We start from the raw sequence: 25,422 nt of genomic DNA, 5'->3' as shown, positions 1-25,422 counted from the left end.
TCGAGAGCCTTTTACCGCGCCGGCCTTTGTGCGATAATCCGTCCTCTCCTGAACAGCTTGTGCGGTTTTCCAAACAATGAGCCAAATCCCCCTTGCCGATCTCGATGCCTTCGTGGCCATCGCCCGGGTGAAGAGTTTTCGCGCGGCCGCGAAACTTCGCGGCGTTTCCGCCTCGGCGCTGTCAGAGGCGATGCGGCGGCTGGAAGGGCGGCTCGACCTGCGCCTGTTCAACCGCACGACGCGCAGCGTGACGCTGACCGATGCCGGCGAGCGCCTGCTGGAACGCCTGGCGCCGGCGCTTGCCGAAGTCGAGGCGGCGATCGATGGCGTCAACAGCCTGCGCAACCGCCCGGTCGGCCGGCTGCGGCTCAACGTGCCGGGCGTCGTCGCCCGCTTCGTGCTGCCGCCGATCGCGACACCCTTCCTCCAGGCCTATCCCGGCATCACGCTGGAGGTCGCCTCCAACGATGCCCTGGTCGACGTGCTCGCCGAAGGTTTCGACGCCGGCATCCGCTATGAGGAGGCGCTGCACCAGGACATGATCGCCGTGCCGATCGGCCCGCGCCGGCAGCGTTTTGTCGTCGCCGCCGCACCATCCTACATCACCGAGCACGGCGCGCCGGACCATCCGCGCGACCTGATGCAGCATCGCTGCATCCTGCACCGGTTCGCCAGCGGCCGCGTGCTGCCCTGGGCCTTCGAACGCGGTGAGGAGAAGATGTCCCTGATGCCGCCCGCCTGCCTCATCTCCGGATCGAACGAGGTGGAACTGCACGCCGCCGAGGCCGGCCTCGGCCTCGTCTGCACCTTCGAGGAGTTCCTCGCGCCGGCGCTTGCCACCGGCGCGCTCCGGATCGTAATGCCGGAGTGGGTCCAGACCTTTTCCGGCCCTTTCCTCTACTATCCGAGCCGCATCCTGATGCCGGCGCCGTTGCGCGCTTTCGTCGATTTCGTGAAGGCCAATCCCTGGCCCGAATGAGGCGAAGCATCAGTGTGCCGCATCCGCATCATCAAAAATTTTGCGATGTTCACGGATTGTTTCGCGGGAAAAAGTGAAATACAACTCCTCGCCTGACGTTTTGCCCGCCGCGATGGGCGCCGATCATTCCAGAGGTGACACCATGATCGATGCCAGGTCCACCCGGCGGGGGCTCTTTCTCGTCTTCATGATCATGTTTCTCGACGTGATCGGCATCGCCATCATCATGCCGGTGCTGCCGACCTATCTGCGCGAACTGACCGGTGACGACATCAGCCAGGCGGCGATCGACGGCGGCTGGCTGCTGCTCGTCTATGCCGGCATGCAGTTCCTGTTCGCGCCCTTCATCGGCAACCTGTCGGATCGGTTCGGCCGGCGGCCGGTGCTGCTCGCCTGCATCCTCACCTTCGCCATCGACAACCTCATCTGCGCGCTCGCCACCAGCTACTGGATGCTCTTCATCGGCCGGGTGCTGGCCGGCATCAGCGGCGCAAGCTTCGGCACCGCAGCCGCCTATATCGCCGACGTCTCCACCGACGAGACGCGCGCGAAAAATTTCGGGCTGATGGGCATCGCCTTCGGCACGGGTTTCGCGCTCGGGCCGGTCATCGGCGGCCTGCTCGGCGAATTCGGGCCCCGCATTCCTTTCTATGGCGCGGCGGCGCTCGCCTTTCTCAATTTCGTCGCGGCCTGGGTCCTGCTGCCGGAAAGCCTGGAGCCCGCCAACCGCCGCCGCTTCGAGTTCTCCCGCGCCAATCCGCTCGGCGCGCTCTTGCAGATGCGGCAATATCCGGGCGTGCTCTGGGTCGGGCTCGTGTTCTTCTGTTACTGGCTGGCGCATGCCGTCTACCCCTCCGTCTGGCCCTTCGTTGCAGCGCTCCGCTACGGCTGGAGCGAAGGGCAGATCGGGCTGTCGCTCGGCGTTTTCGGCATCGGCGGGGCGGTCGTCATGGCCTTCGTGCTGCCGCGCGTCGTGCCGAAGCTCGGCGAATACCGCACCGCGATCGTCGGCCTCGCCTTCGCCGCACTCGGCCTCTCCGGTTATGCCGCAGCGTGGCAGGGCTGGATGGTCTATGCGGTGATCGCGCTGACGGCACTGGAAAGCCTTGCCGACCCGCCGCTGCGCTCGATCGCATCGGTCCGTGTGCCGCCATCGGCCCAGGGCGAGTTGCAGGGCGCGCTCACCAGCGTCTCCAGCATCACGACGATTGTCGGGCCGCTGATCTTCACGCAGGTCTTCAGCCACTTCACGGGGCCGGCCGCGCCGGTGGTCTTTGCCGGCGCGCCCTATGCGCTGGCGGCGGTGATCCTTTTCATCGGCCTCGTGATTTTCATCGTGAAGCTGCGCGGCGCCGATGCGGGGCCAAGCGAGACTCTGGCCGCGCAATCGCCCTGAAGCGCTTTCAACCGTGACGTTTTGACGAAATTTTCGCGCAAAACCTGCGCGAGAAACCCGATTCAGCGCATTTTTGATGAAAAGATCACAGCTACTCGATTGATCGCGGCGGGACTTTGTGATCCGAAGCGTCACGAAAGTGAGAATTATGATGCACATGGCCACGCACCGCGCGGACAATAGCTGGGGCGCCCATTTCCGGGCGACCTTCACCCTCGGCGTGCCGTTGATCGGCGCGCAGCTCGCCCAGCTCGGCATTCACACGACGGACGTGGTCATCCTCGGCCGCCTGGGGGCCGCGCATCTGGCGGCAATCGTGCTGGCGAGCCAGTTCTTCTTCACCATCTTCATCCTCGGTTCCGGCTTCGCCAATGCCGTGATGCCCATGGTGGCGCAGGCCTATGGCCGGGGCGATGCCGTCTCCGTGCGCCGCTCGGTGCGCATGGGCATGTGGGTGGTGCTGATCTATGCGGCGCTGATGATCCCGGTCTTCTACAATGTCGAGGGCATCCTGCTCTATGCCGGCCAGAAGCCGGAGGTGGCGGCCCTTGCCGGCAGCTACCTGAAGATCGCGCAATGGGCCATGGCGCCGGCGCTGCTCTTCATGACGCTGCGCGGCCTCGTCAGCGCGCATGGCCGGGCGGGCGTCGTACTTTATGTCACGATCGTCATCCTGTCGGTCAACGCCTTCTTCGCCTATGCGCTGGTGCTTGGCCATTTCGGCTTCCCGGCACTCGGCATCGAGGGGGCGGCGATCGTTTCCGTCGCGGTCAATATTTTGAGCTTCTTGCTGCTTACCGCCTATATCCAGCTTCGCCCGGAGCTGCGGCGCTACGAGCTATTCGTGCGTTTCTGGCGGCCGGACTGGCAGGCCTTCCGCGAGGTCGTTCAGCTCGGTCTGCCGATCGGCCTGACGATGCTCGCCGAAGTCACGCTTTTCACCGGCGCCTCGCTGCTGATGGGCAATATCGGCACGCTGGAACTCGCCGCGCACGGTATTGCGCTCCAGCTCGCCTCGATCGCCTTCATGATTCCGCTCGGCCTGGCGCAGGCCGGCACGGTGCGCGTCGGCGTGGCGCATGGCCGGGGTGATCGCCTCGGCGTGGTCCGCGCATCCTGGGCAGTGCTGGTCGTCGCGGCGGCCATCGCTGTCGGCGGCGGCATTCTCTTTGCGGTCGCACCCACCACGCTCGCCTCGATCTTCCTCGACACGGCCGGCAAGGATTCGGCCGCCGTCCTGGCGATCGCCGGTCCCTTCGTGGTGATCGCGGGTATCTTTCAGCTCGTCGACGGGCTCCAGGCGATTGCCGCCGGCCTGCTGCGCGGGCTGAAGGACACGCGCATTCCGATGATCCTGGCGCTGATCTCCTATTGGCCGATCGGCTTCCTCTGCGCCTGGTTCTTCGCCTTCCCGGCCGGCTTCGGCGGCGTCGGCGTCTGGTTCGGCTTCGTCAGCGGTCTTGCCGCCGCCGCCATCCTGCTCAACTGGCGCTTCTATCGCCTTGTGACCCAGGGCGCGGCGCGGCCCGCCTGAATGCAAAAAAAGGCCCCGGACGCGACGTCCGGGGCCTTTTGTTTTGCGGAAGGTGAAGCTTACGCCCGTTCCGGAATGGCCTCTTCGCCCTTCTTCTCGCGCACCAGGTTGATGAAGCGGCGGAAGAGGTAGTGGCTGTCCTGCGGGCCGGGCGAGGCCTCGGGATGGTGCTGTACGGAAAAGACCGGCTTGCCAACGAGGCGCAGGCCGCAATTCGAGCCGTCGAACAGCGAGACGTGGGTTTCTTCCACGCCTTCCGGCAGCGAGGCCGAGGCCACGGCAAAACCGTGGTTCATCGAGACGATCTCGACCTTGCCGGTCGTGTGGTCCTTCACCGGATGGTTGGCGCCGTGGTGGCCCTGGTGCATCTTTTCGGTCGTGGCGCCGACGGCAAGGCCGAGCATCTGGTGGCCGAGGCAGATGCCGAAGACCGGAATACCCGTCTCGATCAGCGTCCTGATGACCGGCACGGCATATTCGCCGGTCGCCGCCGGGTCGCCCGGGCCGTTCGACAGGAAGATGCCGTCCGGCTTCTGCGCCAGCACTTCGTCCGCGGTGGAGGTTGCCGGCATGACGGTAACCTTGCAGCCGAGGCCGGCGAAGAGGCGCAGGATGTTGCGCTTCACGCCGTAGTCGAGTGCCACGATGTGGTATTTCACGTCCGCGTCCGCGAGGTCCGCGTAGCCTTCGTTCCAGACCCAGGGCTCCTGGCTCCAGCGCGAGGACTGGCCGGAGGAGGCGACCTTGGCGAGGTCGAGGCCGACGAGGCCGCTCCAGGCCTTGGCTTCCGCCTTCAGCGTCTCGATGTCGAAGACGCCGTTCGGGTCATGCGCGATGACCGCGTTCGGCGCGCCATTCTCGCGGATCCAGGCGGTCAGCGCCCGCGTGTCGATGCCCGAGAGGCCGATGATGCCGCGGGCCTTCAGCCAGCCGTCGAGATGTTTTGCAGAGCGGTAGCTCGAAGGGTCGGTGATGTCGGCCTTGAAGATCGTGCCCACGGCGCCGTGGCGGGCGGCGGGCGTCAGGTCCTCGATGTCCTCGTCATTGGCGCCGATATTGCCGATATGCGGGAAGGTGAAGGTGACGATCTGGCCGAGATAGGAGGGGTCGGTCAGGATTTCCTGGTAGCCCGTCAGCGCCGTGTTGAAGCAGACTTCGGCGGTCACCTTGCCGGTGGCGCCGATGCCCTTGCCTTCGATCACCGTGCCGTCGGCGAGGACGAGCAGGGCGGTCGGCTTGTCGGTGGTCCATGCGGGGGTCGAGGTCATGAGTATCCCGTTTCCGGTGCCGGGCGTAAGGCTTGAAAGCCGGGCGGCCGCGCACCATTTATCTCGCAGGCAAGGGCGCGCGGAAACCCGCGTTGGTTCGCCCTGATTGCCAAATTTCGTGCAGGTGCCGGAAAATAGACAAAGCGGATGACGGGGTCAACCGCCGCCTGTGGATTGCGTGGAATTATAAAGCGTTGAAATTCAAACGCTTATGTAATCCGTTTGCCCGCGGCCCCTTTGCCGGTCTATGAGCATGCACGAGAAAGCACTATCGAAGACCGCTCGCGCATCCGGCGCCGGGCGGCTTCCTATGGAGAAAATGATGCGCGAGCAATTCGCAAATGCGCTGAAGGATGCGCTGAAGGCCAAGGATTCCTGCCGCGTTTCGACGCTCAGGTTGATTCAGGCAACGATCAAGGATCGCGATATCGCCAATCGCGGCGTGGGCAAGGGCCCGGTCGCCGACGACGAGATCATGCAGATCCTCGCCAAGATGATCAAGCAGCGCGAGGAATCCGCCAAGATCTTCGGCGAAAACGGCCGCCCGGAGCTTGCCGCCCAGGAGCGCCAGGAAATCGTCGTGATCGAAAGCTTCATGCCGGCGCAGATTCCGGAAGAGAAGATGAAGGAACTCTGTGCCTCGCTGGTCAGCGAAACCGGCGCGCATGGCCTGCGCGACATGGGCAAGTGCATGAACGCTTTGAAGGAGCGCTATCCCGGCCAGATGGACTTCGCCAAGGCCTCCGGCGTGGTGAAGGAACTGCTGAAATAATCCGGTAACTACCGGATCTACAGGGAAGGGCGGCGTCAGCCGCCCTTTTTGTTTGTGGACGTTTCGTGTCGCGGCACGATCCAGCGCCCTTGACGGGAACCAAAAACGCCGCGCACAGTTAAACACCGCGAAACAGGAGCCTGACGATGCGTGCGCGCATCGGCCCGCCCCGGCGAAGTGCATGCTGTGCCGCCGGTTTTGTTCATGCGTAGACGCCCCGGTGGCCGTTCTCGTTAACGGAGACCGAGCCGATGCGCGTGACCTTTCTTCTTTTTCCCCTTGGCATGTTCGCCCTTGCCGGCCCCGCCCTTGCGCATGACGCGGCGAGCGGCTGGCAATACGAGCAGTTCTGTTGCAACGGCAACAGCCACAATGGCGACTGCCAGATGATCCCGGCGACGACCGTGCGCATCATCAAGGGCGGCTACCAGGTGACGCTCGCGCCCGGTGACCACCGGCTTGCCACGCGCGCCCATATCTTCCGCCTGCCGCAGGATACGACCCGCCACTCGCCGGATGGCGAATATCATCTCTGCCTCTACCCGACCGAGGACACGCCGCGCTGTTTCTACGCGCCGGACATGGGCTTTTGACGGGCAGCCTGTGAATTGCTGTGGGCAGCCGAGTAGTGCTGGCGATAGCTCCCCCGCATGGTTATATGGAGCCTGATCGAGGTATCCATGCGCTTTTCCAACGCCTTCCTAGACGAGATCCGCGACCGCGTCTCCATTTCCGACGTGATCGGCAAGCGCGTGACCTGGGATCGCCGCAAGACCAATGTGTCGCGCGGCGACTATTGGGCCTGCTGCCCGTTCCATGGTGAAAAGTCGCCGAGCTTCCACTGCGAGGACCGCAAGGGCCGCTATCATTGTTTCGGCTGCGGCGTCTCCGGCGACCATTTCCGCTTCCTCACCGATCTCGACGGGCTTTCCTTCCCCGAGGCCGTACAGCAGATCGCCGACCTGGCGGGCGTCGCCATGCCTCAACCGGACCGCGAGGCCGAGCAGCGGGAGAAGGAGCGCACCGGCCTCGTCGAGGTCATGGAGATGGCGGCGCGCTTCTTCGAGGACCAGCTCCAGACGCCGGCCGGCGCCAAGGCGCGCGCGTATCTGCGCGACCGCGGGCTGACGGGCCGCACCATCGAGACGTTCCGGCTCGGCTACGCGCCGGAAAGCCGCAATGCGCTGAAGGAATTCCTGGCCGGCAAGGGCGTGCCGAAGGAATCGATCGAGGCCTGCGGCCTCGTCGTGCACGGGCCAGATCGCCCTGTCTCTTACGACCGGTTCCGCGACCGCATCATGTTCCCCATCCTCTCCGTGCGCGAAAAGGTCATCGCCTTCGGCGGCCGCGCGATGTCGCCGGATGCGCAGGCGAAATACCTCAACTCCAACGAGACCGAGCTCTTCCACAAGGGCAGCGTGCTCTACAACCACGCCCGCGCCCGAAAGGGCGCTCAAGGAGTTGACGGCGCCGGCACGATCATCGCCGTCGAAGGCTATATGGACGTGATCGCGCTCTACCAGGCGGGCATCGAGAATGCCGTGGCGCCACTCGGCACGGCGCTCACCGAAAACCAGCTCGACCTCTTGTGGAAGATGACGCCGGAACCGGTGCTGTGCTTCGATGGCGATGGTGCCGGCATCCGTGCGGCAAACCGCGCCGCCGAGCTCGCGCTGCCCTTCATCAAGCCGGAGCGCACCATACGCTTCGCATTGCTGCCGGATGGCAAGGACCCGGACGACCTGGTGCGCAACGAGGGCCGCGCGCCCTTCGACAAGGTGATGGCCGCCGCGCGCCCGCTTGCCGAGATGATCTGGAACCGGGAAGTGCAGGGCGCCTCCTTCGACACGCCGGAAAGCCGCGCCGCGCTCGAAGCGCGCCTGCGCCAGGTGACGGCTGCGATCGTCGACGAGGACGTGCGGCGCCACTACCAGCAGAACATGCGCGACCGGCTGAACGCCTTCTTCCGCCCCGCCCAGCAGCGGCAGGGCGGCGGCACCTTTTCCGGCAATCGGCAGGGCCGGGGCGGGCGCAATGCGCCGCAGGGCAATGCGGTCTCGTCCGGCATATCGGATCGGCTGGCGCGATCCTCGCTTGTGCGCGGCGCCGAAGGGCTGCCGCCCTTGCGCGAAAGCGTGCTGGCGCTCACCGTCGTCAACCATCCCGGCCTGTTCTTCAGCGACTACGACGAGATCGCCATCATCGAATATGAGCACCGCGACCTGCAGCGGCTGTGGTCGTCGCTGCTCGGCATTGCCGGCTCCGTCGGTGCGAGGCTCGCGCGCGACCGGTTGATCGAGGAGCTGGAGACGGCGGGTTTCGATGGGCTGCTCAAGGGCCTCGACCAGCAGGTCCGCAACTCCCGCCTCTGGACCGCGACGGCGGAGGCCGCCCCCGAGGACGCCCGCGAAGGCTTCCTCCAGGCGCTCGCGCTGCACAAGCGCACCCGAGCGCTGCTCTGGCAGCGCCGCGAGCTGGAGCGCGAACTCGCGGTCTCGACCGAAGAGGGCGACGGCGAACGCGTGCCGCAGATCCTGCGCGCCCTTCAGGAGGTGCAGATGGAGACGATGCGCATGGAAAACCAGGAAGCCATCATCGAGGGTTTTGGCGTGCTGTCCGGCAGGGTAAAAGGGCCGGCGGGGAAGTAGGAGCGCTCTTGCGACCCCGGTGGGAGTGAGCATGGCCTGCCGGAACAATCCGCAGAGGATGGCGCCCAACAGGGCAAGTGTCGCGCCGATGCCCACCGTTTTTCTCCCTTCTCTCAATTTATTTGCAACTTAGCCTTGAAATCAGAACAAATCAAGAACATTGTGTGTGAAGGCAAAAGCTGGCGGTCGGGCGGTTGCCCATGGTGGTGCACTTGGCCAGAATGAAAGGAGGAAGGTGCCATTGATGACCCAGACCAAACCGTCCCGTTCTCTCTCCGCGCTGTTCGACGCGCCGTCGGCGCCGCTCGACGTGTTGAAGCGCGTCTACGGCTACGACGCCTTCCGCGGCAAGCAGCAGGCGGTTGTGGAGCATGTGGCCGCGGGGGGCGATGCGGTCGTGCTGTTTCCGACGGGCGCGGGCAAATCGCTGTGCTTCCAGATCCCGGCGCTCTGCCGCGAGGGTGTCGGCATCGTCATCTCTCCACTGATTGCGCTGATGCGCGACCAGGTGGAGGCATTGAAGCAGCTTGGCGTCAGCGCGGCGGCGCTCAATTCCTCGCTGACACGTGACGAGTTCTTTGCTGTGCGCGATTCGATGCGCGCGGGCACGCTCGACCTGCTCTACGTCACACCGGAGCGCATCGTCACGGAGGGGTTCGCCGAGCTGGTGGCCGATGCCCGCATCGCGCTCTTCGCCATCGACGAGGCGCATTGCGTGTCGCAATGGGGGCACGATTTCCGGCCGGAATACCGCACGCTCGGCATGCTCGGCGAGCGATACCCCGGCGTGCCGCGCATCGCGCTGACGGCGACCGCCGACCCGCATACCCGCGGCGATATCATCGAGCGGCTCGGCTTGCAGGATGCCGAGGTTTTCACCACCAGCTTCGACCGGCCGAACATTTCCTACGAGATCGCCGAGCGCGACCAGGCGCGTCAGCAGTTGTTGCGTTTCCTCGGACGCCACCAGGGCGAGAGCGGCATCGTCTACTGCCTGTCGCGCGCCAAGGTCGAGGACACGGCCGAATGGCTGAACACGCAGGGTGTTCGCGCGCTGCCCTATCATGCGGGCTTCGACCGTGCCGTGCGCGATGCCAACCAGGATGCCTTCCTGAAGGAGGAAAACCTCTGCCTTGTCGCGACCGTCGCCTTCGGCATGGGCATCGACAAGCCGGATGTGCGCTATGTCGCCCATCTCGACCTGCCGGGTTCGGTGGAGGCCTATTACCAGGAGACGGGGCGCGCCGGGCGTGACGGCCTGCCGTCGGATGCCTGGATGGCCTATGGCATGGCCGACGTCGTGCAGCGCCGCAGGATGATCGACGAGGGCAATGCGGCCGACGAGATCAAACGCATCGAGCGCGCCAAGCTGATGGCGCTGCTCGCCATCTGCGAAACGTCCGGTTGCAGGCGCAAGGCGATCCTGGCGCATTTCGGCGAATCGCATGCCGACCAGTGCGACAATTGCGATACCTGCCGCAACCCGGTCGAGACCTGGGATGGTACCGAGGCCGCCATCAAGGCGCTTGCCGCGGTCTACCGCACCGGCGAGCGTTTTGGCGCGGCGCATGTCATCGACGTGCTGATGGGGTCGGTTAACGAGAAGACGGAGCGCTTCGGCCATACCGAAATGCCGGTCTTCGGTGCGGGCAAGGACATCGCGCCGCGCATCTGGCAGTCGATCTTCCGGCAGTTGCTGGCGTCCGGCCTGATCAGCGTCGATCATGCCGCCTTCGGTGCGCTGAAGCTGGAGGAGGAGGCGCGCGCCGTCTTCCGCCGCGAGCGGGAGGTGTTTTTCCGCAAGGACCGGCCGCAGGCGGGCCGCAAGGGCAAGGCCGGAAACTCGCCCGCCGCCCGCGAGCGCTCCAACCTTGCCGGCTCGGAACGCGAGCTTTTCGAGCTGCTGCGCGCCGAGCGCCTCGCCATCGCCAAGGACCTCGACGTACCGCCCTATGTCGTGTTCCCGGATACGACGCTGATCGCGCTCGCCAAGGAGCGGCCGCGTGACCGGGAGGAACTTCTGGACATCCCCGGCATCGGTGTTTCCAAGCGCGACCGGTTCGGTGATGCCTTTCTGGCCGTCATCGAGGAATTTGCCGGGTAGTTTTTTATAAGCCTGTCGGAACGTTCGTGGCTCGTTCGTCCTTGCTGTAGTTCACCAAGGAGGACGTCACGATGAAAGTCACGCAGCATCTCTGGTTCGAAAAGGACATGGAGGCCGCCATCGGCCTCTATACGTCGCTGATCCCCGGCTCTTCGGTCCACTGGGTTTCGCCGCTGCTTGCGGAAACGCCGAGTGGCCCGCCGGGCAGCGTCAAGATCGCGAGCTTCACGCTGGGCGACCAGCGCTACATGGCGATCGAGGCCGGCCCGCTCGATCCGTTCAACCACAGCTTTTCCATCATGGTCGAATGCGAGACGCAGGGCGATCTCGACCGGTTGTGGGATGCGCTGAGGGAGGGCGGCTCGGTGGAACAATGCGGCTGGCTGAAGGACCGCTGGGGCCTCTCCTGGCAGATCGCGCCGGCGCGGCTTGGCGAGTTGATGAGCGACCCCGATCAGGCGAAGGTCAAGCGCGTCACCGAGGCGATGCTGACGATGGTGAAGCTGGACATTGCCGGCTTGGAGGCCGCCGCCGCGGCGCGTTGATCGACCGTTGTTCCGGCGTTGGCTGAGGGGCGCCTTTACATCCGGACCGTCATCCCGCCGTCCACCACCAGCACATGGCCGTTGACGAAGGAGGCGGCGTCGCTGGCGAGGAACAGGGCGGCGCCGGCGATTTCGTCGGCGCGCGCCCAGCGCTGGACGGGGATGCGCTGGCGCACGAAGGGCATAAGCTCCTCGTCGGCGGCGAGCACGGCGTTGGTTTCCGTGGCGAACCAGCCGGGCGCGATGGCGTTGCTGGTGATGCCGTGCGGGCCGTATTCGACGGCCATGCTGCGCATCAGGCCGGTCAGGCCGTGTTTTGCAGCCGGGTAGATGCCGTCGTTCGGCATGGCGACATGGCCGCCGATCGAGGTGATGGAGATGAGGCGGCCGTGGCAGTGGCGTTTCATCAGGGCGGCCGCGTCTCGGGCGAGGCTGGCGGCGGCGAGAAGATCGGTGCGGATCAGCTCGTCGATGGCCTCGTCGTCCATCTCGGAAAGCGGCCGGCGGTCGCGGGCGCCGACATTGTTGACGAGCACGTCGAGCCGGCCATGTTCGCGGTCGATCGCGGCCAGCGTTTCGCGCTGGGCGGCGCGGTCGGCGATGTCGAAGGCGCTCGCGGACGCGCTGCCGCCTGCTTCCGTGATCGCGGCCACGGCGGCCTCCAGCGTTGCGGCGGTGCGGCCGGTCAGCACGACATGGGCGCCCGCCTCGGCGAGCGCCTTGGCGATCTCGAAGCCGAGGCCGCGGGCGGCACCCGTCACCAGCGCCACGTGGCCCTTCTGGGAAAACCTGTCCAGTATCGTCATCGTCGCACCCTTTTTCCGGCCGCCACCGGACAGGCGCAGGCCGGTTCTGTCAATCCCTTCCGTCAATCCGGGCACGGCTTTGCCTGCCGGGAAAAAAACGGCTATGTCCGGCAGGAAAAGGACTTTGCCATGGCCCAGAATATCTACGACCAGCCCGCCTTTTTCGAAGGCTACAGTAGCCTTCCGCGCTCGGTGCACGGGCTTGCGGGGGCGGCGGAATGGGGCTCGGTGCGCGCGCTGCTGCCGGATCTCAAGGGCCGCCGCATCGTCGATCTCGGCTGCGGATTCGGCTGGTTCGCGCGGCATGCGGCGGCGGAAGGGGCTGAAAGTGTGCTCGGCCTCGATCTTTCGGAAAACATGATCGCGCGCGCCCGGGCGGAAACGGCCTCGCCGGCCGTGCGCTACGAGATCGCCGATCTCGACACGCTCGACCTGCCGCAGGGCGCCTTCGATTTCGCCTATTCGTCGCTCGCCTTCCACTATGTCGCGGATTTCGACCGGCTGGCGCGTACGGTCCATGCCGCGCTGACGCCGGGCGCGTCCTTCGTCTTCACCATCGAACATCCGGTTTTCATGGCGCCGTCGGCACCGGACTGGGCGGAGGTCGGCGGACGGACGGTCTGGCCGGTTGATGGCTACCTGGTCGAAGGCCCGCGCACGACGGATTGGCTCGCCAAGGGCGTCGTCAAATATCACCGCACGCTCGGCACGACGCTGAATGCGCTGATTGCGGCGGGCTTCACGATCCGCCATGTCGAGGAGTGGCGGCCGAGTGCGGCACAGCTTGCCGAGCATCCGGAATGGCAGGTGGAACTGAACCGGCCGATGTTCCTGCTGATCGCCTGCGCGCGCGGTTGAAAACAGCGAAAGGGCGACGAGAGCCCTTTACGCGGCTTGCGGCTGCGCTAGAACTATCCCCGTGGAAATCGCCGGCATCACGATCAAAAAGACAGCCCGCGTTCAATCGGAAGGGGAGCCAAGCGATGGGAAAACTGAAATTGCCGCTCGACGGTGCCTGCCGCTGCGGGCGCGTCAAAATCCGCATCAGCGCGCCGCCGCTCATCGCCATGGCCTGTCATTGCACCGGCTGCCAGCGCATGTCGGGCAGCGCCTATTCCCTGAGCGCGGCGATCCCGACGGAGGGTTTTGCCGTTATCGAGGGCGAGCCGGTCATCGCCGGCGCCAGCCCCGAGGCCGGCCATCATTTCTGCCCGGATTGCATGACATGGATGTTCACGCGGCCGCAGGGGCTCGATTTCTTTGTCAATGTGCGCCCGACCATGCTCGACGATGTGAGCTGGTACAGCCCCTTCGTCGAGACCTATGTGAGTGAAAAGCTCGCCTGGGCGACGACGCCCGCCAAGCACAGCTATGAAAAATTCCCCCCGATGGAGGATTTTCAGCCGCTGATGGCCGGTTATGCCGCGAGCATCGCCTAAGCCGCCCCTTTCTCAAAGCCGTGAGTGCGTGCCCATGACCTCCGCCTTCATCGCCCATCTGCAATCCGAAATCGACGGCCTCAAGGCCGGCGGCCTCTACAAGGCCGAGCGCGTCATCACCTCCAAGCAGGCCGGCGAGATCACCGTGATCTCCGGCGAGCGCGTGCTGAATTTCTGCGCCAACAACTATCTCGGCCTAGCCGACAATGCGGAACTGGCGGAAGCCGGCAAGGCGGCGCTCGACCGCTATGGCTACGGCATGGCCTCGGTGCGCTTCATCTGCGGCACGCAGAAGGAGCACAAGCAACTCGAAGCGCGCATCTCAGCCTTCCTCGGGTTGGAAGACACGATCCTCTATTCCTCCTGTTTCGATGCGAATGGCGGGCTGTTCGAGACGCTGCTCGGCGAGGAGGACGCCATCATCTCCGATGCGCTGAACCACGCCTCGATCATCGACGGCGTGCGGCTCTCCAAGGCGAAGCGCTTCCGCTATGCCAACAATGACATGGCGGCGCTCGAAGAGGAGCTGAAGAAGGCGGAAGGCGCGCGCTTCAAGCTGATCGCCACCGATGGCGTCTTCTCGATGGACGGCATCATCGCCAATCTCCGCGGCGTCTGCGACCTCGCGGAAAAATACGGCGCCATGGTCATGGTGGACGACAGCCACGCGGTCGGCTTCGTCGGCAAACATGGCCGCGGCTCGGCGGAACATTGCGGTGTCGAGGGCCGGGTCGATATCATCACCGGCACACTCGGCAAGGCGCTGGGCGGGGCTTCCGGCGGGTACACGTCCGGCAAGCGCGAGGTCGTGGAGTGGCTGCGCCAGCGCTCGCGGCCCTATCTCTTCTCCAACACGCTCGCCCCCGTCATCGCGAGCGCCTCGCTGAAGGTCTTCGACCTCATCGACAATGGCGATGCGCTTCGCCAGCGGCTCTATGCCAATGCGGATCTCTTCCGCACCGAGATGACGAAGCTCGGCTTCACGCTTGCGGGCGAGGGGCATGCGATCATTCCGGTCATGCTGGGCGATGCGGCACTGGCGCAGGACATGGCGTCGCGCATGCTGGCGAAGGGGGTCTATGTCATCGGCTTTTCCTTCCCCGTCGTGCCGCGCGGCCAGGCGCGCATCCGCACCCAGATGTCGGCGGCGCATAGCGAGGCGGATGTCCGCAAGGCGATCGCCGTCTTCGCCGAGGTCGGGCGCGAACTGGGTGTGATTTAAAGAATCCTCTGAATCCCTTGCGGAGATTTCGTCATGTCGAACATGATGCGTGCGCTGGTTAAAGCGAAACCTGAAGTCGGCCTCTGGATGGAGAATGTCCCCGTGCCGGAGGTCGGGCCGAACGACGTGCTGATCCGGGTGAAGAAGTCGGCGATCTGCGGCACGGACGTGCATATCTGGAACTGGGACCACTGGGCCCAGAAGACCATTCCGGTGCCGATGGTCGTCGGCCATGAATTCGTCGGCGAGATTGCCGAGATTGGCTCCTCCGTTACGAAATACCATGTCGGCGAGCGGGTCTCGGGCGAGGGGCACATCGTCTGCGGCAAGTGCCGCAACTGCCGCGCCGGCCGCGGGCACCTCTGCCACTACACCAAGGGCGTCGGCGTCAACCGCCCCGGCTCCTTCGGCGAATATGTCTGCATTCCCGAGCACAATGTCGTGCCGATCCCGGACGATGTTCCCGATGAGGTGGCCGCGATCTTCGATCCCTTCGGCAATGCCGTGCACACCGCACTCTCCTTCGATCTGGTGGGCGAGGACGTGCTGGTGACGGGCGCGGGGCCGATCGGCATCATGGGCGCGATGGTCGCGAAGCGCTCCGGCGCACGCAAGGTCGTGATCACCGACATCAATCCTGTCCGCCTCGATCTCGCCCGCAAGGTCGGCATCGAGTATGTCGTCGACGCCTCGAAGCAGGATCTCGCCGAGGTGATGACCGAGATCGGCATGACCGAGGGCTTTGACGTCGGCCTTGAAATGTCCGGCGCGCCGCCGGCCTTCCGCTCGATGATCGACACGATGAACAATGGCGGCAAGATCGCCATTCTCGGCATCGCGCCGGACGGTTTCGGCATCGACTGGAACAAGGTGATCTTCAAGATGCTGACGCTGAAGGGCATCTACGGCCGCGAGATGTTCGAGACCTGGTACAAGATGATCGCCTTCGTGCAGGGCGGGCTGGATCTTTCGCCGATCATCACCCACCGCATCAGGATCGACGAATTCCGCGACGGGTTCGAGGCGATGCGCTCGGGCAATTCCGGCAAGGTCGTCATGGACTGGCACTGAGCAGGCCGCGAACGCGTGCAGCGGTGCGATAAAAGAATCGGGAGGAGTTTTTCGAATGAAATACGAGGGAAGCTGTCATTGCGGCGCCATCGCCTTTGAGGTGGAGGGCGAATTCGATACGGGGCTCGACTGCAACTGTTCGCTGTGCCGCCGACGCGGCGGCCTGCTCGCCTTCGTGCCGCGGGACAGCCTGGTGCTGACGACGCCGGAGGCGAACGTCTCGACCTACCAGTTCAACCGCCACATGATCGAGCATCATTTCTGTGCCAAATGCGGCATTGCGCCCTATGGCGAGGGCAAGGACCCGAAGGGAAACGGCATGGCGGCGGTCAATCTGCGCTGCATTCCGGCGATCGATCTTGAGACACTGGCGATCACAAAGGTGGACGGAAAGTCGTTTTGAAACCCTGACGTGCGAATCGCTGTCGTGAGACGCGTGGGGGCGCGGGTAATGCGGCTCTTGTCTTTTCGGGATTTGCGCCTACATGAAGGCTCAATCGCCCGGATCCGCCGACTTTCCTGTCCGCGAACCCGAATCGGAACCTTTTGCGGCTTTTTTGCCGGAAAAGCTTGACGTAACCGAAAATTCTGGGAATCACCATTGTTGGCGAGCAAGGAATGGGTACGGCGGATCGGGAAGTCATGTCAATTGTGTTGCCTCGGCAACATGTCCACAGTCCCGCGGGCCGGGATGTGGTTAATCGGGATTTAATTGTCAATCCGTTAGGTGAGGGATGCCGTGAGGCGATTGCGCATGCCGAAGGGCGATCGGCTGCGGAAACCCTGACCGCTTGAAAACTGGATGCTCAGGAAAGCGACGAAATAAATGGCGACAAAGGTCAAAGAGAACGAGGAAGTCGAAAACGAACGCGAAGGCGCATCCGACGGCCCACTTCTCGATCTTTCCGATGATGCAGTCAAGAAGATGATCAAGGCCGCCAAGAAGCGCGGCTATGTCACCATGGACGAGCTGAATTCGGTCCTGCCTTCCGAGGAAGTCACCTCGGAGCAGATCGAGGACACGATGGCCATGCTCTCCGACATGGGCATCAACGTCATCGAGGACGAGGACGCCGAAGAGGCGAGCCAGGGCGGCGACGACGAGTCGAGCGACGACGACAACGAGAGCGAAGGCGGCGAAATCGCTTCTTCGAGCGGCACCGCGCTTGCGACCGCGAAGAAGAAGGAGCCGACCGACCGTACGGACGACCCGGTGCGCATGTACCTGCGCGAAATGGGGTCCGTCGAACTGTTGTCGCGCGAAGGCGAAATCGCCATCGCCAAGCGCATCGAAGCCGGCCGCGAGACGATGATCGCCGGCCTCTGTGAGAGCCCGCTGACGTTCCAGGCCATCATCATCTGGCGGGATGAACTCAACGAAGGCCAGACGCTGCTGCGCGAGATCATCGACCTCGAGACGACCTATTCGGGTCCCGAGGCGAAGGCTGCTCCCCAGTTCCAGAGCCCGGAAAAAATCGAGGCCGACCGTAAGGCGGCCGAAGAGAAGGAAAAGAACCGCCGCCCGCGCGCCGCCAACGACGACGACATCACCAATGTCGGCGGCGACGGCATGCCGCCGGAGGAGGAGGAAGAGGACGACGACGAGTCGAACCTCTCGCTCGCCGCCATGGAAGCGGAACTGCGCCCGCAGGTCATGGAAACGCTCGACACGATCGCCGAGACCTACAAGAAGCTGCGCAAGCTGCAGGACCAGCAGGTGGAAGCCCGCCTGCAGGCGACCGGTACGCTCTCGCCCGCCCAGGAGCGCCGCTACAAGGAGCTCAAGGACGAGCTGATCACGGCCGTCAAGTCGCTGTCGCTGAACCAGAACCGCGTCGACAGCCTCGTCGAGCAGCTCTACGACATCAACAAGCGCCTCGTGCAGAACGAGGGCCGCCTGCTGCGTCTGGCTGAAAGCTACGGCGTCAAGCGTGACTCGTTCCTGGAACAGTATAACGGTGCGGAACTCGATCCGAACTGGATGAAGTCGATCGCCAACCTGGCCGCCCGTGGCTGGAAGGAATTCGCCAAGAGCGAAAACACGACGATCCGCGACATCCGCCAGGAGATCCAGAACCTCGCCACCGAGACCGGCATTTCCATCTCGGAATTCCGCCGCATCGTACACATGGTACAGAAGGGCGAGCGCGAGGCGCGCATCGCCAAGAAGGAGATGGTGGAAGCCAACCTCCGTCTCGTGATCTCGATCGCCAAGAAGTACACGAACCGCGGGCTTCAGTTCCTCGATCTCATTCAGGAGGGCAATATTGGCCTCATGAAGGCGGTCGACAAGTTCGAGTATCGCCGCGGCTACAAGTTCTCCACCTACGCGACGTGGTGGATCCGGCAGGCGATCACCCGTTCGATCGCCGACCAGGCCCGCACGATCCGCATTCCGGTGCACATGATCGAGACGATCAACAAGATCGTGCGCACCTCGCGCCAGATGCTGCACGAGATCGGCCGCGAGCCGACCCCGGAAGAACTGGCCGAAAAGCTCGCCATGCCGCTCGAAAAGGTCCGCAAGGTCCTGAAGATCGCGAAGGAGCCGATCTCGCTCGAAACCCCGGTGGGTGACGAAGAGGATTCGCATCTCGGCGATTTCATCGAGGACAAGAACGCGCTGCTGCCGATCGACGCCGCCATCCAGGCGAACCTGCGCGAAACGACGACCCGCGTGCTGGCATCGCTCACGCCGCGCGAAGAGCGCGTCCTGCGCATGCGCTTCGGCATCGGCATGAACACCGACCACACGCTCGAAGAAGTCGGCCAGCAGTTCTCGGTCACCCGCGAACGTATCCGCCAGATCGAAGCGAAGGCGCTGCGCAAGCTGAAGCACCCGAGCCGCTCCAGGAAGCTGCGCTCGTTCCTGGATAGCTGAGGCGATAGACAGACAAAGAAAGCCCCGTTACCCAAAAGGTCGCGGGGCTTTTTATATCTAGGCCAGCTTTGTCGGATCGCCGAACTCGGCATTCAGCCGTATCGCTTCGCGCACCAGCAGGCTTGCACTTTCCGCATCGACGCTGTCACCCTCGACAAAGGTCATCGTCGCCATCTCGTATTTGCCGCCGGGTTTCAGGCGTGGTTCGCTGCCGCGCAGCCGCTGGCCGCGCCAGAAGCCGAAGAGCACGCGGGTTTCTTCGGTGCGGATCAAGAGGGCAGGGCCGTTGGAGAAATAGACGAGGTGGCCCCATTTGATGCGTTCGTCGAGGTCGCCCGCGGCAAGAACCGCGGCGCGCAGGGCCTCCAAGATCTGCCGATGCCAGCCGCTCTGGGCGGCGACATAGGCTTCGGGGCTCTCCGCCGGCTTTTCCTTGCGCATCATGGGCTTTCCTCCCGCTCAGCGATCCTATCGCGAAAAGCCGTCGCCGTGCCAGCGGTTGCACCGGCTCGAGCGGCATGCAAGGTTTGCGGCCATGACACAGGCAGCGGAAGAAGGGATGGTCATGCGGGATTGGTTCTGGCGCCTCGCTCTGTCTTTCTCGGCCACAGGCCTCGTGCTCGGCACGTTGCTCTTTGCCGCATCGCTGACGCCGAGCTTGTTGCCGCGCCCCTATGTCACGCAGGGCCTGCTTTCCGGCGTTGCCATGGCCTGTGGTTATGGCCTCGGCGTGCTCCTGGCCGCGCTCTGGTTCTGGCTCGAACTGCCGGAGCCGAAGGATCGTGTGCGGCTGTGGCTGAAGGCGGCGGCGGGCGGTGTGTGCGGCGTGGTGGTGCTGGTGTTCCTGTGGCGCACCGCCGAATGGCAGAATTCCATTCGCGCGCTGATGGACCTGCCGCCGATCGAGACGGCGCATCCCTTCTATGTCGGCCTCATCGCGCTTGCCCTGTTTCTCGTGCTGTTCGGCCTCGGGCGTCTTTTTGCGTTTCTCGTCCGGCTTTTCGCCAGCACCTCGCGCCGCGCGGCCCCGCGGCGGCTCTCCTATGTCATCGGCACGGTGCTTGCCGCGACCCTGTTCTGGACGCTCGCCGACGGGCTTCTCGTGCGCTTCGTGCTGCACACGGCCGATTCGTCCTTCCGACGGCTCGACCAGGTGATCGAGCCGGATACGGCCGAGCCCTCCGATCCGTTGAAATCCGGCAGCGCCGCCTCGCTGGTGCGCTGGGATGACCTCGGCCGCATGGGCCGCTCGTTCGTCGCCACGGGTCCGGCGGCCAAGGATATTGCCGCCTTCACCGGCAAACCGGCTTTTGAGCCGCTGCGTGTCTATGCCGGCCTCAACGCGGCCGAGACGCCGGAGGCGCGCGCAAAAATCGCGCTCGACGAGCTTATCCGCGTCGGCGGCTTCGAGCGCTCGACGCTGCTCGTCGTCATGCCGACCGGCACCGGCTGGATCGATCCGGAAGGCATCGACACGGTCGAGTACCTGCACCATGGCGACATCGCGAGCGTTGCCATCCAGTATTCCTATCTCGCGAGCTGGCTCTCGCTGCTGGCCGAGCCGGATTATGGCGCGGAGGCCGCCCGCGCGTTGTTCCGCGCCGTCTATGGCCACTGGACCACGCTGCCGAAGGAGAGCCGCCCCAAACTCTATCTCTATGGCCTTAGCCTCGGCGCGCTCTCCTCCGAACAATCGGCCGAACTCTTCGAGGTGATCGGCGATCCCTACCAGGGTGCGCTCTGGGCCGGCCCGCCATTTCCGAGCCGCATCTGGCGCAAGATGACGGCGGACCGCAATCCCGGCACGCCCGCCTGGCTGCCGCGTTTTCGCGACGGCTCCTATGTGCGCTTCACCAGCCAGCGCAATGTGCTGCCGCAGGCGGGCGACCATTGGGGGCCGATGCGCATCGTCTACCTGCAATATGCCAGCGACCCGATCGTCTTCTACGATCCCTATTCCTTCTATCGCCAACCGGAATGGATGACGGTGCCGCGCGGTCCGGATGTCTCGCCGGATTTTGCCTGGTATCCCGTCGTTACCTTCCTGCAACTGACGCTCGACATGGCGATGGCGACGACCACGCCGATGGGGCTCGGCCACGTCTATGCCGGGGAGCACTATGTCGATCCGTGGATCGCGGTGACGGGGGTGACGGACTGGAGCGAGGCGGATGTTGCGCGGCTCAAGGAGAAATTTCGCGCAGGGCGTTGAGGGGAAGCTCCCATCCACAAACAAAAACGCCGGGGTTTCCCCCGGCGTTTCCCATTCCAAATCGCAAACCTTACTCGGCAGCGACGATCTTGCCGTCTTCCCACTTGAAGAGCGAGAAGCTCTGCGAGGTGAGGTCGCCCGTTTCGCCGTAGGTGAGCTTGCCGATGGCGGTGGGGATGGCTTCGCCGGACTTCAGCGCCGCGGCAACGGCGGCGGAGTCTTCCGCGCTGCCGGCCTTCTCGATGCCGGCCTTCAGCACTTCGACGGCGGCATAGGCGTTGAGCGTGAAGGCTTCCGGCGGGATGCCCTTTTCCTTGAGCACTGAGACGGCTGCCTGCGAATCAGCGCTTTTCAGCGCGTCCGAGGCGTTGGTGAACAGCGTGCCGCCAGCGGCTTCGTTGCCGATCGCCCAATATTCGCTGTTCGACAGGCCTTCGCCGCCGATGATCGTGGCATTGACCGAAAGATCCTTCAGCTGGCGGGCGAGCAGGCCGCCTTCCGGATGGTAACCGCCAAAATAGATGACCTCGACGCCATCGGCCTTGAGGCGGGTGATCAGCGCGCTGAAATCCTTGTCGCCGGGCGTGACCGAATCGTAGAGCGCTTCGGTGATGCCACCCTTGTTGAGCGCCGCCTTGAATGCATCCGCCAGGCCCTTGCCATAGGCGCCCTTGTCGTGAACGATGGCGACCTTCTTGTCCTTGAGCGTGTTGACGACATAGGCGGCGGCGACTTCCGCCTGCTGGTCGTCGCGACCGCAGGTGCGCAGCACGTTGGTAAGGCCGCGGGCCGTCAGGTCCGGCGCGGTTGCCGTCGGAGTGACCATCAGCACGCCGTTTTCAGCGAAAACGTCCGAGGCCGGGATCGCGACGCCCGAGGTCACTGGTCCGACGACGAAGCGGATGCCTTCGCCGACGATCTGGTTGGCGGCCGAAACACCCTGCTTGGGCTCGCCGGCATCGTCCGCCAGCTTCAGCACGACCTGTTCGCCGAGAATGCCGCCGTTCTTGTTGATCTCGGCAACGGCCGCTTCGGCACCGTTCTTGACCTGGTCGCCGTAGGCTGCGACCGGGCCGGTCAGCGGTGCGACGAGGCCGATGACGATATCGGCATGGGCGAGCGGCGCAAAGGCGACGGAAGCCGCGAGCAGGGCTCCGGCGAAAATTGGCTTCTTCATGATTTTTCTCCTGGCTGGGGCCTTGGGAAGGCCCGGTCGCAAACGCTCACGGATGGCGAGGTCCAGATCCGATGGCAGAGCGGGTTCTTTCACGGTCCGGAACAATCGTGCGCGAAAGGCCGGCGTGCTGCAGATTGATTAGGCCGGAAGGCCAAAAAGCGCAACAAAATAATGCATTTGCATATTTGATGGGCGGATCACACCCGTGAATGGAAGCGCTGTTCCCGGCATTTGAATCAAAACGGATTGTTAAGATTTACGATTTATAAATATCCGGAAATTCTGAGGAACTGCGATGCGTTGCGTCTTGGTCGTCGTCCTCCTGTTGCTTGCCGGCTGCGCGTCCGTCCCCCGACAGACGCAGAACGCCTGTGCCATCTTCGAGCAACGTGACGGCATGTTCGATAACTGGCGGCGAGCCGCCTACCGCGCCGAGCGGGAATATGGCGTGCCTGTGCCCGTGCTGATGGCGACGATCTACACGGAGTCCGGCTTCCGCCATAATGCCCGCCCGCCGCGCACCAAACTCCTGGGCTTCATTCCGTGGAAGCGCCAGTCGACGGCGCTGGGCTTCTCCCAGGCGCTCGATGGCACCTGGGCACGCTACAAGCGCGTGACGGGCCGCTGGACGGCAAACCGCACGGATTTCTCCGACGCGATCCGCTTCATCGGTTGGTATCACAGCGAGAGCAACCGAAAGAACGGCATCGCGCTCAACGACACCTACCGGCTCTACATCGCCTATTACCACGGCCATGCCGGCTACAAGCGCGGCAACTGGAGCGGCACGGCAAAGGCCGGCGCCAAGCGCGCCGCCAACATGGCGTCCAGCTATTCGCGCCAGTTGCGCGACTGCGGGTCTTGGTAGGTGCGGTAGGGCCGGTCGAGAGCAACAGCTTGATCTTCACCAGAGTTCCGGATACAAATCCCGCCATTGCGGGTTGAATGCCTCGATCAGTTCGATTTTCCATTGCCGATACCAGCGCTTCAGCGACTTTTCACGCTGAATGGCGGTGCCGATACCCAGGTGCTCCTCGTACCAGACCAGCCTTGTGCAACTGTGTTGCCGCGTAAAGCCTGGTGTCAGGCCCTCGCGATGTTCATGAACGCGTCGCTCAAGGTCGGAGGTGACGCCAATGTAGAGCGTGCCATGCCTCTGGTTGGTCACGATGTAAACATATCCCGCCATGCGGGAAATGTGTGCCGTTCTGGATCCTCGGGTCAAGCCCGAGGATGACGAAAGAAGAGAGGGCGGCGTGCAAAACGGCCGCCCCGTATGCCGCGACCATTCAAGGGGGCAGCACGTCACCTCCCCACTGTCATCCTCGGGCTTGACCCGAGGATCCACCATCACCGTAGAGCGTTCGTGGTTGGTTCGCCTTGGTCTTCACAAAAAAACGCACCCCCTTGTCGGATCCGCCCGGTGACACACGTCCTTGGCATGTCCAACCCAAAGGAGGAGACGATCATGACCTATGTCGATGGATTCCTGGTGGCCGTGCCGAAGGCCAATCTGGAGGCTTATAAGGATATGGCGCGCCTGGGGGGCGAGGTGTGGAAGGAATATGGCGCGATCGATTATGTCGAATGCATCGGCGACGACGTGCCCTATGGCGAGCTCACCTCGTTTCCGCGCGCCGTGCAGGCGAAGGAGGACGAGGTCGTCGTCTTTTCCTGGATCACCTATGAATCGCGCGAAAAGCGCGACGAAATCATGGCCAAGGTGATGGCGGACGAGCGTCTGAAGGGCGACCAGTGGAAGAACGTCTTCGACGGCAAGCGCATGATCTATGGCGGCTTCCGCGCCTTCGTCGAGTTGTGAGCGAAGCGCGGGTGCGCTATCACCGCATCCAACACGATGAAAGGGATGCGCCATGAAGGACCTTTATTACGCGATCGTCGGCACCACCACGGATACGAATATGGGTCTCGCGCGCTTCATGGGCGTGATCATCGTCTTCATCGCGGTCGTCGGCACCCTGTTCTGGGCGATCGGCGGCTGAGGCGGGCGCCATGCCGCAAAAGATCCTGACGGTCGCGACCCGCGGGCAGGGGCTCTACGAGTTCACCCGCGAGGCCGCTGCCTTTGTGCAGGAGGCCGGCGGGGAGGAGGGGTTGCTGACGGTCTTCGTCCGCCACACCTCCTGCTCGCTGCTCATCCAGGAAAATGCCGATCCGGATGTCCGGCGCGATCTCGACCAGTTCTTCCGCCGCCTCGTGCCGCCCTCCGACGATCCCTCCATGCGCTGGATCGTGCACACGATGGAAGGGCCGGACGACATGCCGGCCCATATCAAGGCAGCGCTGACCCAGGTCTCGGTCGGCATTCCTGTCATCGCCGGGCGCCTGGCGCTCGGCACATGGCAGGGCCTCTACCTCTTCGAGCACCGCGACCGGCCGCACCGGCGCGAAATCGTGCTGCATCTCGGCCCTTGACGGAACCCGTTCACACGGAGGAACGTTCCTGGCGTGGCTCACGAGAGGAGAGATCCATGTCAGACACGGAAAGCATCAACCACGCCGTCATCGAGGCGCTGAATGCCCGGGATTTTGCCGCACTCGCCGCAAAGGTCCATGAGGACGTCTCGATCTCCGGCATCGGCGAGGGTATGGACAACGGCCGCGACGCGCTGCGCGACCGTCTCGCCCGGCATTTCGAAGCGTTTGATGAAAACTATGGCGATGCGCTGGTGATGAGCGATGCGCTCGGCCACAACGTCGCGATCCGCCTGACGGCGCACGGCAAATCCGCCGCCGGCGCCACCTATTCGAAGGAGAAGATCCTGCTGCTCGAGCTCGAGGAGGGATCCATCACCCGCATTGCGTTCTTTTCCGGTTCATGAAGTTGAACGGCGGCTGAACGGCGGCTTCGGCCTGCGTTCAGCCTCCCCCCGCTAAGGTCTCCTCAATCGCCGGACACGACGGTCCGGTGCAAGCGAACAGGAGATCCCGATGACCAGCTTTCTGAAAAACACCCTTCTTGCCGCCGTGCTCGGCCTCGGTGCCCTGACCGCTTTCGCCCCGGCTGCGTCCGCCGCGAATATCGAGCTGTCGGTCGAGACCGTCGGTTACCGCAACGGCTTCCTCGAAGTGCGCGATCATGATCGCGGCCGCGACCGCTGGGATCGCCGCCACGACCGCCGCCATGGCAACTGGGGCGGTGGCCGCGGCCGCTGCGATATCGGCCTTGCCGTCGCCAAGGCGCGCGATTTCGGCCTGCGCCGCGCCCGCGTGGCCGATGTGACGCCGCGCAAGGTCGTCGTCGAGGGCTTCCGCTACCAGGGCTACAGCCGCATGGTCTTCGCAAACGACCGTCATTGCCCGGTTCTCTGGCGTTAAGGGCGACCGGCCTTCCGGCTTCTGCCTGA

At 64.3% G+C, this 25,422-nt stretch carries 26 protein-coding genes; 21 read left to right on the top strand and 5 right to left on the bottom strand.

Translation table 11 applies throughout. From position 1 onward, the window contains the following. Positions 1-76 precede the first annotated feature (76 nt). From GB927_RS13095 to GB927_RS13085, 3 genes are all read left to right on the top strand, one after another. Positions 77-979, top strand: coding sequence for a LysR family transcriptional regulator (locus GB927_RS13095; protein WP_256117431.1), 903 nt, complete (start codon positions 77-79; stop codon positions 977-979). 142 nt (positions 980-1,121) lie between these two features. Beyond that, positions 1,122-2,375: a TCR/Tet family MFS transporter gene (locus tag GB927_RS13090; RefSeq protein ID WP_256117430.1), complete on the top strand. Its 1,254-nt coding sequence runs from the start codon at positions 1,122-1,124 to the stop codon at positions 2,373-2,375. A gap of 148 nt (positions 2,376-2,523) precedes the next feature. Then, complete coding sequence (locus tag GB927_RS13085) at positions 2,524-3,909, top strand: MATE family efflux transporter (protein WP_439655489.1); 1,386 nt, start codon at positions 2,524-2,526, stop codon at positions 3,907-3,909. 59 nt (positions 3,910-3,968) lie between these two features. Here the strand turns inward: GB927_RS13085 and carA are convergent, their stop codons facing one another. Then, a complete protein-coding gene (gene carA, locus GB927_RS13080; protein WP_256117428.1) occupies positions 3,969-5,177 on the bottom strand; it encodes a glutamine-hydrolyzing carbamoyl-phosphate synthase small subunit in 1,209 nt (402 codons plus the stop codon). 322 nt (positions 5,178-5,499) lie between these two features. Between carA and GB927_RS13075 the strand changes: the two genes are divergently transcribed. From GB927_RS13075 to GB927_RS13055, 5 genes are all read left to right on the top strand, one after another. Continuing rightward, positions 5,500-5,949 (top strand): GatB/YqeY domain-containing protein, encoded by a 450-nt coding sequence (locus GB927_RS13075; RefSeq protein WP_256117427.1) that lies wholly within the window; start codon positions 5,500-5,502, stop codon positions 5,947-5,949. Positions 5,950-6,200: 251 nt separating this feature from the next. Continuing rightward, positions 6,201-6,542 carry a hypothetical protein gene (locus GB927_RS13070; RefSeq protein ID WP_256117426.1) on the top strand — a complete coding sequence of 114 codons (342 nt, stop codon included), beginning with the start codon at positions 6,201-6,203 and terminating at the stop codon, positions 6,540-6,542. Between the two features lie 87 nt (positions 6,543-6,629). Beyond that, positions 6,630-8,597 carry a DNA primase gene (gene dnaG / locus GB927_RS13065; RefSeq protein ID WP_256117425.1) on the top strand — a complete coding sequence of 656 codons (1,968 nt, stop codon included), beginning with the start codon at positions 6,630-6,632 and terminating at the stop codon, positions 8,595-8,597. Between the two features lie 244 nt (positions 8,598-8,841). Further along, complete coding sequence (gene recQ, locus GB927_RS13060; protein ID WP_256117424.1) at positions 8,842-10,701, top strand: DNA helicase RecQ; 1,860 nt, start codon at positions 8,842-8,844, stop codon at positions 10,699-10,701. Positions 10,702-10,772: 71 nt separating this feature from the next. Further along, a complete protein-coding gene (locus tag GB927_RS13055) occupies positions 10,773-11,246 on the top strand; it encodes a VOC family protein (protein WP_256117423.1) in 474 nt (157 codons plus the stop codon). 35 nt (positions 11,247-11,281) lie between these two features. Here the strand turns inward: GB927_RS13055 and GB927_RS13050 are convergent, their stop codons facing one another. Beyond that, a complete protein-coding gene (locus GB927_RS13050; RefSeq protein ID WP_256117422.1) occupies positions 11,282-12,052 on the bottom strand; it encodes an SDR family oxidoreductase in 771 nt (256 codons plus the stop codon). Positions 12,053-12,181: 129 nt separating this feature from the next. On the opposite strand from GB927_RS13050, the gene GB927_RS13045 reads away from it, so the two are divergent. From GB927_RS13045 to rpoD, 6 genes are all read left to right on the top strand, one after another. Beyond that, positions 12,182-12,910 (top strand): class I SAM-dependent methyltransferase, encoded by a 729-nt coding sequence (locus GB927_RS13045; RefSeq protein ID WP_256117421.1) that lies wholly within the window; start codon positions 12,182-12,184, stop codon positions 12,908-12,910. Positions 12,911-13,035: 125 nt separating this feature from the next. After that, positions 13,036-13,491 (top strand): GFA family protein, encoded by a 456-nt coding sequence (locus GB927_RS13040; RefSeq protein WP_256117420.1) that lies wholly within the window; start codon positions 13,036-13,038, stop codon positions 13,489-13,491. Between the two features lie 34 nt (positions 13,492-13,525). Then, positions 13,526-14,713, top strand: a complete 1,188-nt coding sequence (locus GB927_RS13035) for a glycine C-acetyltransferase (RefSeq protein ID WP_256117419.1) — start codon at positions 13,526-13,528, stop codon at positions 14,711-14,713. A 33-nt stretch (positions 14,714-14,746) separates the two neighbouring features. Next, on the top strand, positions 14,747-15,784 hold the full coding sequence (tdh, locus tag GB927_RS13030; RefSeq protein ID WP_256117418.1) for an L-threonine 3-dehydrogenase: 1,038 nt from the start codon (positions 14,747-14,749) through the stop codon (positions 15,782-15,784). Between the two features lie 55 nt (positions 15,785-15,839). Further along, entirely contained in the window at positions 15,840-16,187 is a 348-nt protein-coding gene (locus GB927_RS13025; RefSeq protein WP_256117416.1) for a GFA family protein, read from the top strand. 423 nt (positions 16,188-16,610) lie between these two features. Continuing rightward, the gene (rpoD, locus tag GB927_RS13020) at positions 16,611-18,665 is read left to right on the top strand and encodes an RNA polymerase sigma factor RpoD (protein WP_256117414.1); all 2,055 of its coding nucleotides are present in this window, start codon (positions 16,611-16,613) and stop codon (positions 18,663-18,665) included. A gap of 57 nt (positions 18,666-18,722) precedes the next feature. Here the strand turns inward: rpoD and GB927_RS13015 are convergent, their stop codons facing one another. Further along, the gene (locus GB927_RS13015; RefSeq protein ID WP_256117412.1) at positions 18,723-19,109 is read right to left on the bottom strand and encodes a DUF1801 domain-containing protein; all 387 of its coding nucleotides are present in this window, start codon (positions 19,107-19,109) and stop codon (positions 18,723-18,725) included. 115 nt (positions 19,110-19,224) lie between these two features. Between GB927_RS13015 and GB927_RS13010 the strand changes: the two genes are divergently transcribed. Continuing rightward, positions 19,225-20,877 (top strand): alpha/beta hydrolase, encoded by a 1,653-nt coding sequence (locus GB927_RS13010; protein WP_256117411.1) that lies wholly within the window; start codon positions 19,225-19,227, stop codon positions 20,875-20,877. Positions 20,878-20,947: 70 nt separating this feature from the next. On the opposite strand, the gene GB927_RS13005 is transcribed toward GB927_RS13010, so the two are convergent. Next, positions 20,948-22,054, bottom strand: coding sequence for a branched-chain amino acid ABC transporter substrate-binding protein (locus tag GB927_RS13005; RefSeq protein ID WP_256117410.1), 1,107 nt, complete (start codon positions 22,052-22,054; stop codon positions 20,948-20,950). A 295-nt stretch (positions 22,055-22,349) separates the two neighbouring features. Here GB927_RS13005 and GB927_RS13000 point away from each other — a divergent pair, with 295 nt between their 5' ends. Further along, a complete protein-coding gene (locus GB927_RS13000) occupies positions 22,350-22,922 on the top strand; it encodes a transglycosylase SLT domain-containing protein (protein WP_256117409.1) in 573 nt (190 codons plus the stop codon). A 36-nt stretch (positions 22,923-22,958) separates the two neighbouring features. Here GB927_RS13000 and GB927_RS12995 read toward each other — a convergent pair whose 3' ends face one another. Continuing rightward, on the bottom strand, positions 22,959-23,243 hold the full coding sequence (locus GB927_RS12995) for a GIY-YIG nuclease family protein (protein ID WP_256117408.1): 285 nt from the start codon (positions 23,241-23,243) through the stop codon (positions 22,959-22,961). Between the two features lie 279 nt (positions 23,244-23,522). Between GB927_RS12995 and GB927_RS12990 the strand changes: the two genes are divergently transcribed. From GB927_RS12990 to GB927_RS12970, 5 genes are all read left to right on the top strand, one after another. After that, entirely contained in the window at positions 23,523-23,876 is a 354-nt protein-coding gene (locus tag GB927_RS12990; protein ID WP_256117407.1) for a DUF1428 domain-containing protein, read from the top strand. Between the two features lie 52 nt (positions 23,877-23,928). Then, positions 23,929-24,057 carry a hypothetical protein gene (locus GB927_RS12985; RefSeq protein WP_256117405.1) on the top strand — a complete coding sequence of 43 codons (129 nt, stop codon included), beginning with the start codon at positions 23,929-23,931 and terminating at the stop codon, positions 24,055-24,057. 10 nt (positions 24,058-24,067) lie between these two features. Beyond that, positions 24,068-24,490: a secondary thiamine-phosphate synthase enzyme YjbQ gene (locus GB927_RS12980; protein ID WP_256117404.1), complete on the top strand. Its 423-nt coding sequence runs from the start codon at positions 24,068-24,070 to the stop codon at positions 24,488-24,490. 56 nt (positions 24,491-24,546) lie between these two features. Further along, positions 24,547-24,897, top strand: coding sequence for a nuclear transport factor 2 family protein (locus tag GB927_RS12975; RefSeq protein WP_256117399.1), 351 nt, complete (start codon positions 24,547-24,549; stop codon positions 24,895-24,897). A 109-nt stretch (positions 24,898-25,006) separates the two neighbouring features. Beyond that, positions 25,007-25,393 (top strand): hypothetical protein, encoded by a 387-nt coding sequence (locus GB927_RS12970; RefSeq protein ID WP_256117397.1) that lies wholly within the window; start codon positions 25,007-25,009, stop codon positions 25,391-25,393. Positions 25,394-25,422: the final 29 nt, after the last annotated feature.

Origin of the sequence: Shinella lacus (assembly GCF_010994755.1) — a bacterium.
In the GTDB taxonomy this organism is placed as follows: Bacteria; Pseudomonadota; Alphaproteobacteria; order Rhizobiales; family Rhizobiaceae; genus Shinella; species Shinella lacus.
This window is presented reverse-complemented; position numbering and strand designations above follow the sequence as displayed.

Excerpts from the sequence above, each read along its gene's own strand:
- GB927_RS13095 (WP_256117431.1), top strand. The coding sequence starts at position 77 with ATGAGCCAAATCCCCCTTGCCGATCTCGATGCCTTCGTGGCCATCGCC.
- GB927_RS12990 (WP_256117407.1), top strand. The coding sequence starts at position 23,523 with ATGACCTATGTCGATGGATTCCTGGTGGCCGTGCCGAAGGCCAATCTG.
- GB927_RS13010 (WP_256117411.1), top strand. The coding sequence starts at position 19,225 with ATGGTCATGCGGGATTGGTTCTGGCGCCTCGCTCTGTCTTTCTCGGCC.
- rpoD (WP_256117414.1), top strand. The coding sequence starts at position 16,611 with ATGGCGACAAAGGTCAAAGAGAACGAGGAAGTCGAAAACGAACGCGAA.
- GB927_RS12975 (WP_256117399.1), top strand. The coding sequence starts at position 24,547 with ATGTCAGACACGGAAAGCATCAACCACGCCGTCATCGAGGCGCTGAAT.
- GB927_RS13050 (WP_256117422.1), bottom strand. The coding sequence starts at position 12,052 with ATGACGATACTGGACAGGTTTTCCCAGAAGGGCCACGTGGCGCTGGTG.
- GB927_RS13000 (WP_256117409.1), top strand. The coding sequence starts at position 22,350 with ATGCGTTGCGTCTTGGTCGTCGTCCTCCTGTTGCTTGCCGGCTGCGCG.
- GB927_RS13090 (WP_256117430.1), top strand. The coding sequence starts at position 1,122 with ATGATCGATGCCAGGTCCACCCGGCGGGGGCTCTTTCTCGTCTTCATG.
- GB927_RS13070 (WP_256117426.1), top strand. The coding sequence starts at position 6,201 with ATGCGCGTGACCTTTCTTCTTTTTCCCCTTGGCATGTTCGCCCTTGCC.
- GB927_RS13045 (WP_256117421.1), top strand. The coding sequence starts at position 12,182 with ATGGCCCAGAATATCTACGACCAGCCCGCCTTTTTCGAAGGCTACAGT.
- GB927_RS13015 (WP_256117412.1), bottom strand. The coding sequence starts at position 19,109 with ATGATGCGCAAGGAAAAGCCGGCGGAGAGCCCCGAAGCCTATGTCGCC.
- GB927_RS13085 (WP_439655489.1), top strand. The coding sequence starts at position 2,524 with ATGATGCACATGGCCACGCACCGCGCGGACAATAGCTGGGGCGCCCAT.
- GB927_RS12985 (WP_256117405.1), top strand. The coding sequence starts at position 23,929 with ATGAAGGACCTTTATTACGCGATCGTCGGCACCACCACGGATACGAAT.
- dnaG (WP_256117425.1), top strand. The coding sequence starts at position 6,630 with ATGCGCTTTTCCAACGCCTTCCTAGACGAGATCCGCGACCGCGTCTCC.
- GB927_RS13040 (WP_256117420.1), top strand. The coding sequence starts at position 13,036 with ATGGGAAAACTGAAATTGCCGCTCGACGGTGCCTGCCGCTGCGGGCGC.
- GB927_RS12980 (WP_256117404.1), top strand. The coding sequence starts at position 24,068 with ATGCCGCAAAAGATCCTGACGGTCGCGACCCGCGGGCAGGGGCTCTAC.
- carA (WP_256117428.1), bottom strand. The coding sequence starts at position 5,177 with ATGACCTCGACCCCCGCATGGACCACCGACAAGCCGACCGCCCTGCTC.
- GB927_RS13055 (WP_256117423.1), top strand. The coding sequence starts at position 10,773 with ATGAAAGTCACGCAGCATCTCTGGTTCGAAAAGGACATGGAGGCCGCC.
- GB927_RS12970 (WP_256117397.1), top strand. The coding sequence starts at position 25,007 with ATGACCAGCTTTCTGAAAAACACCCTTCTTGCCGCCGTGCTCGGCCTC.
- recQ (WP_256117424.1), top strand. The coding sequence starts at position 8,842 with ATGACCCAGACCAAACCGTCCCGTTCTCTCTCCGCGCTGTTCGACGCG.
- GB927_RS13005 (WP_256117410.1), bottom strand. The coding sequence starts at position 22,054 with ATGAAGAAGCCAATTTTCGCCGGAGCCCTGCTCGCGGCTTCCGTCGCC.
- GB927_RS12995 (WP_256117408.1), bottom strand. The coding sequence starts at position 23,243 with ATGGCGGGATATGTTTACATCGTGACCAACCAGAGGCATGGCACGCTC.
- GB927_RS13075 (WP_256117427.1), top strand. The coding sequence starts at position 5,500 with ATGCGCGAGCAATTCGCAAATGCGCTGAAGGATGCGCTGAAGGCCAAG.
- tdh (WP_256117418.1), top strand. The coding sequence starts at position 14,747 with ATGTCGAACATGATGCGTGCGCTGGTTAAAGCGAAACCTGAAGTCGGC.
- GB927_RS13035 (WP_256117419.1), top strand. The coding sequence starts at position 13,526 with ATGACCTCCGCCTTCATCGCCCATCTGCAATCCGAAATCGACGGCCTC.
- GB927_RS13025 (WP_256117416.1), top strand. The coding sequence starts at position 15,840 with ATGAAATACGAGGGAAGCTGTCATTGCGGCGCCATCGCCTTTGAGGTG.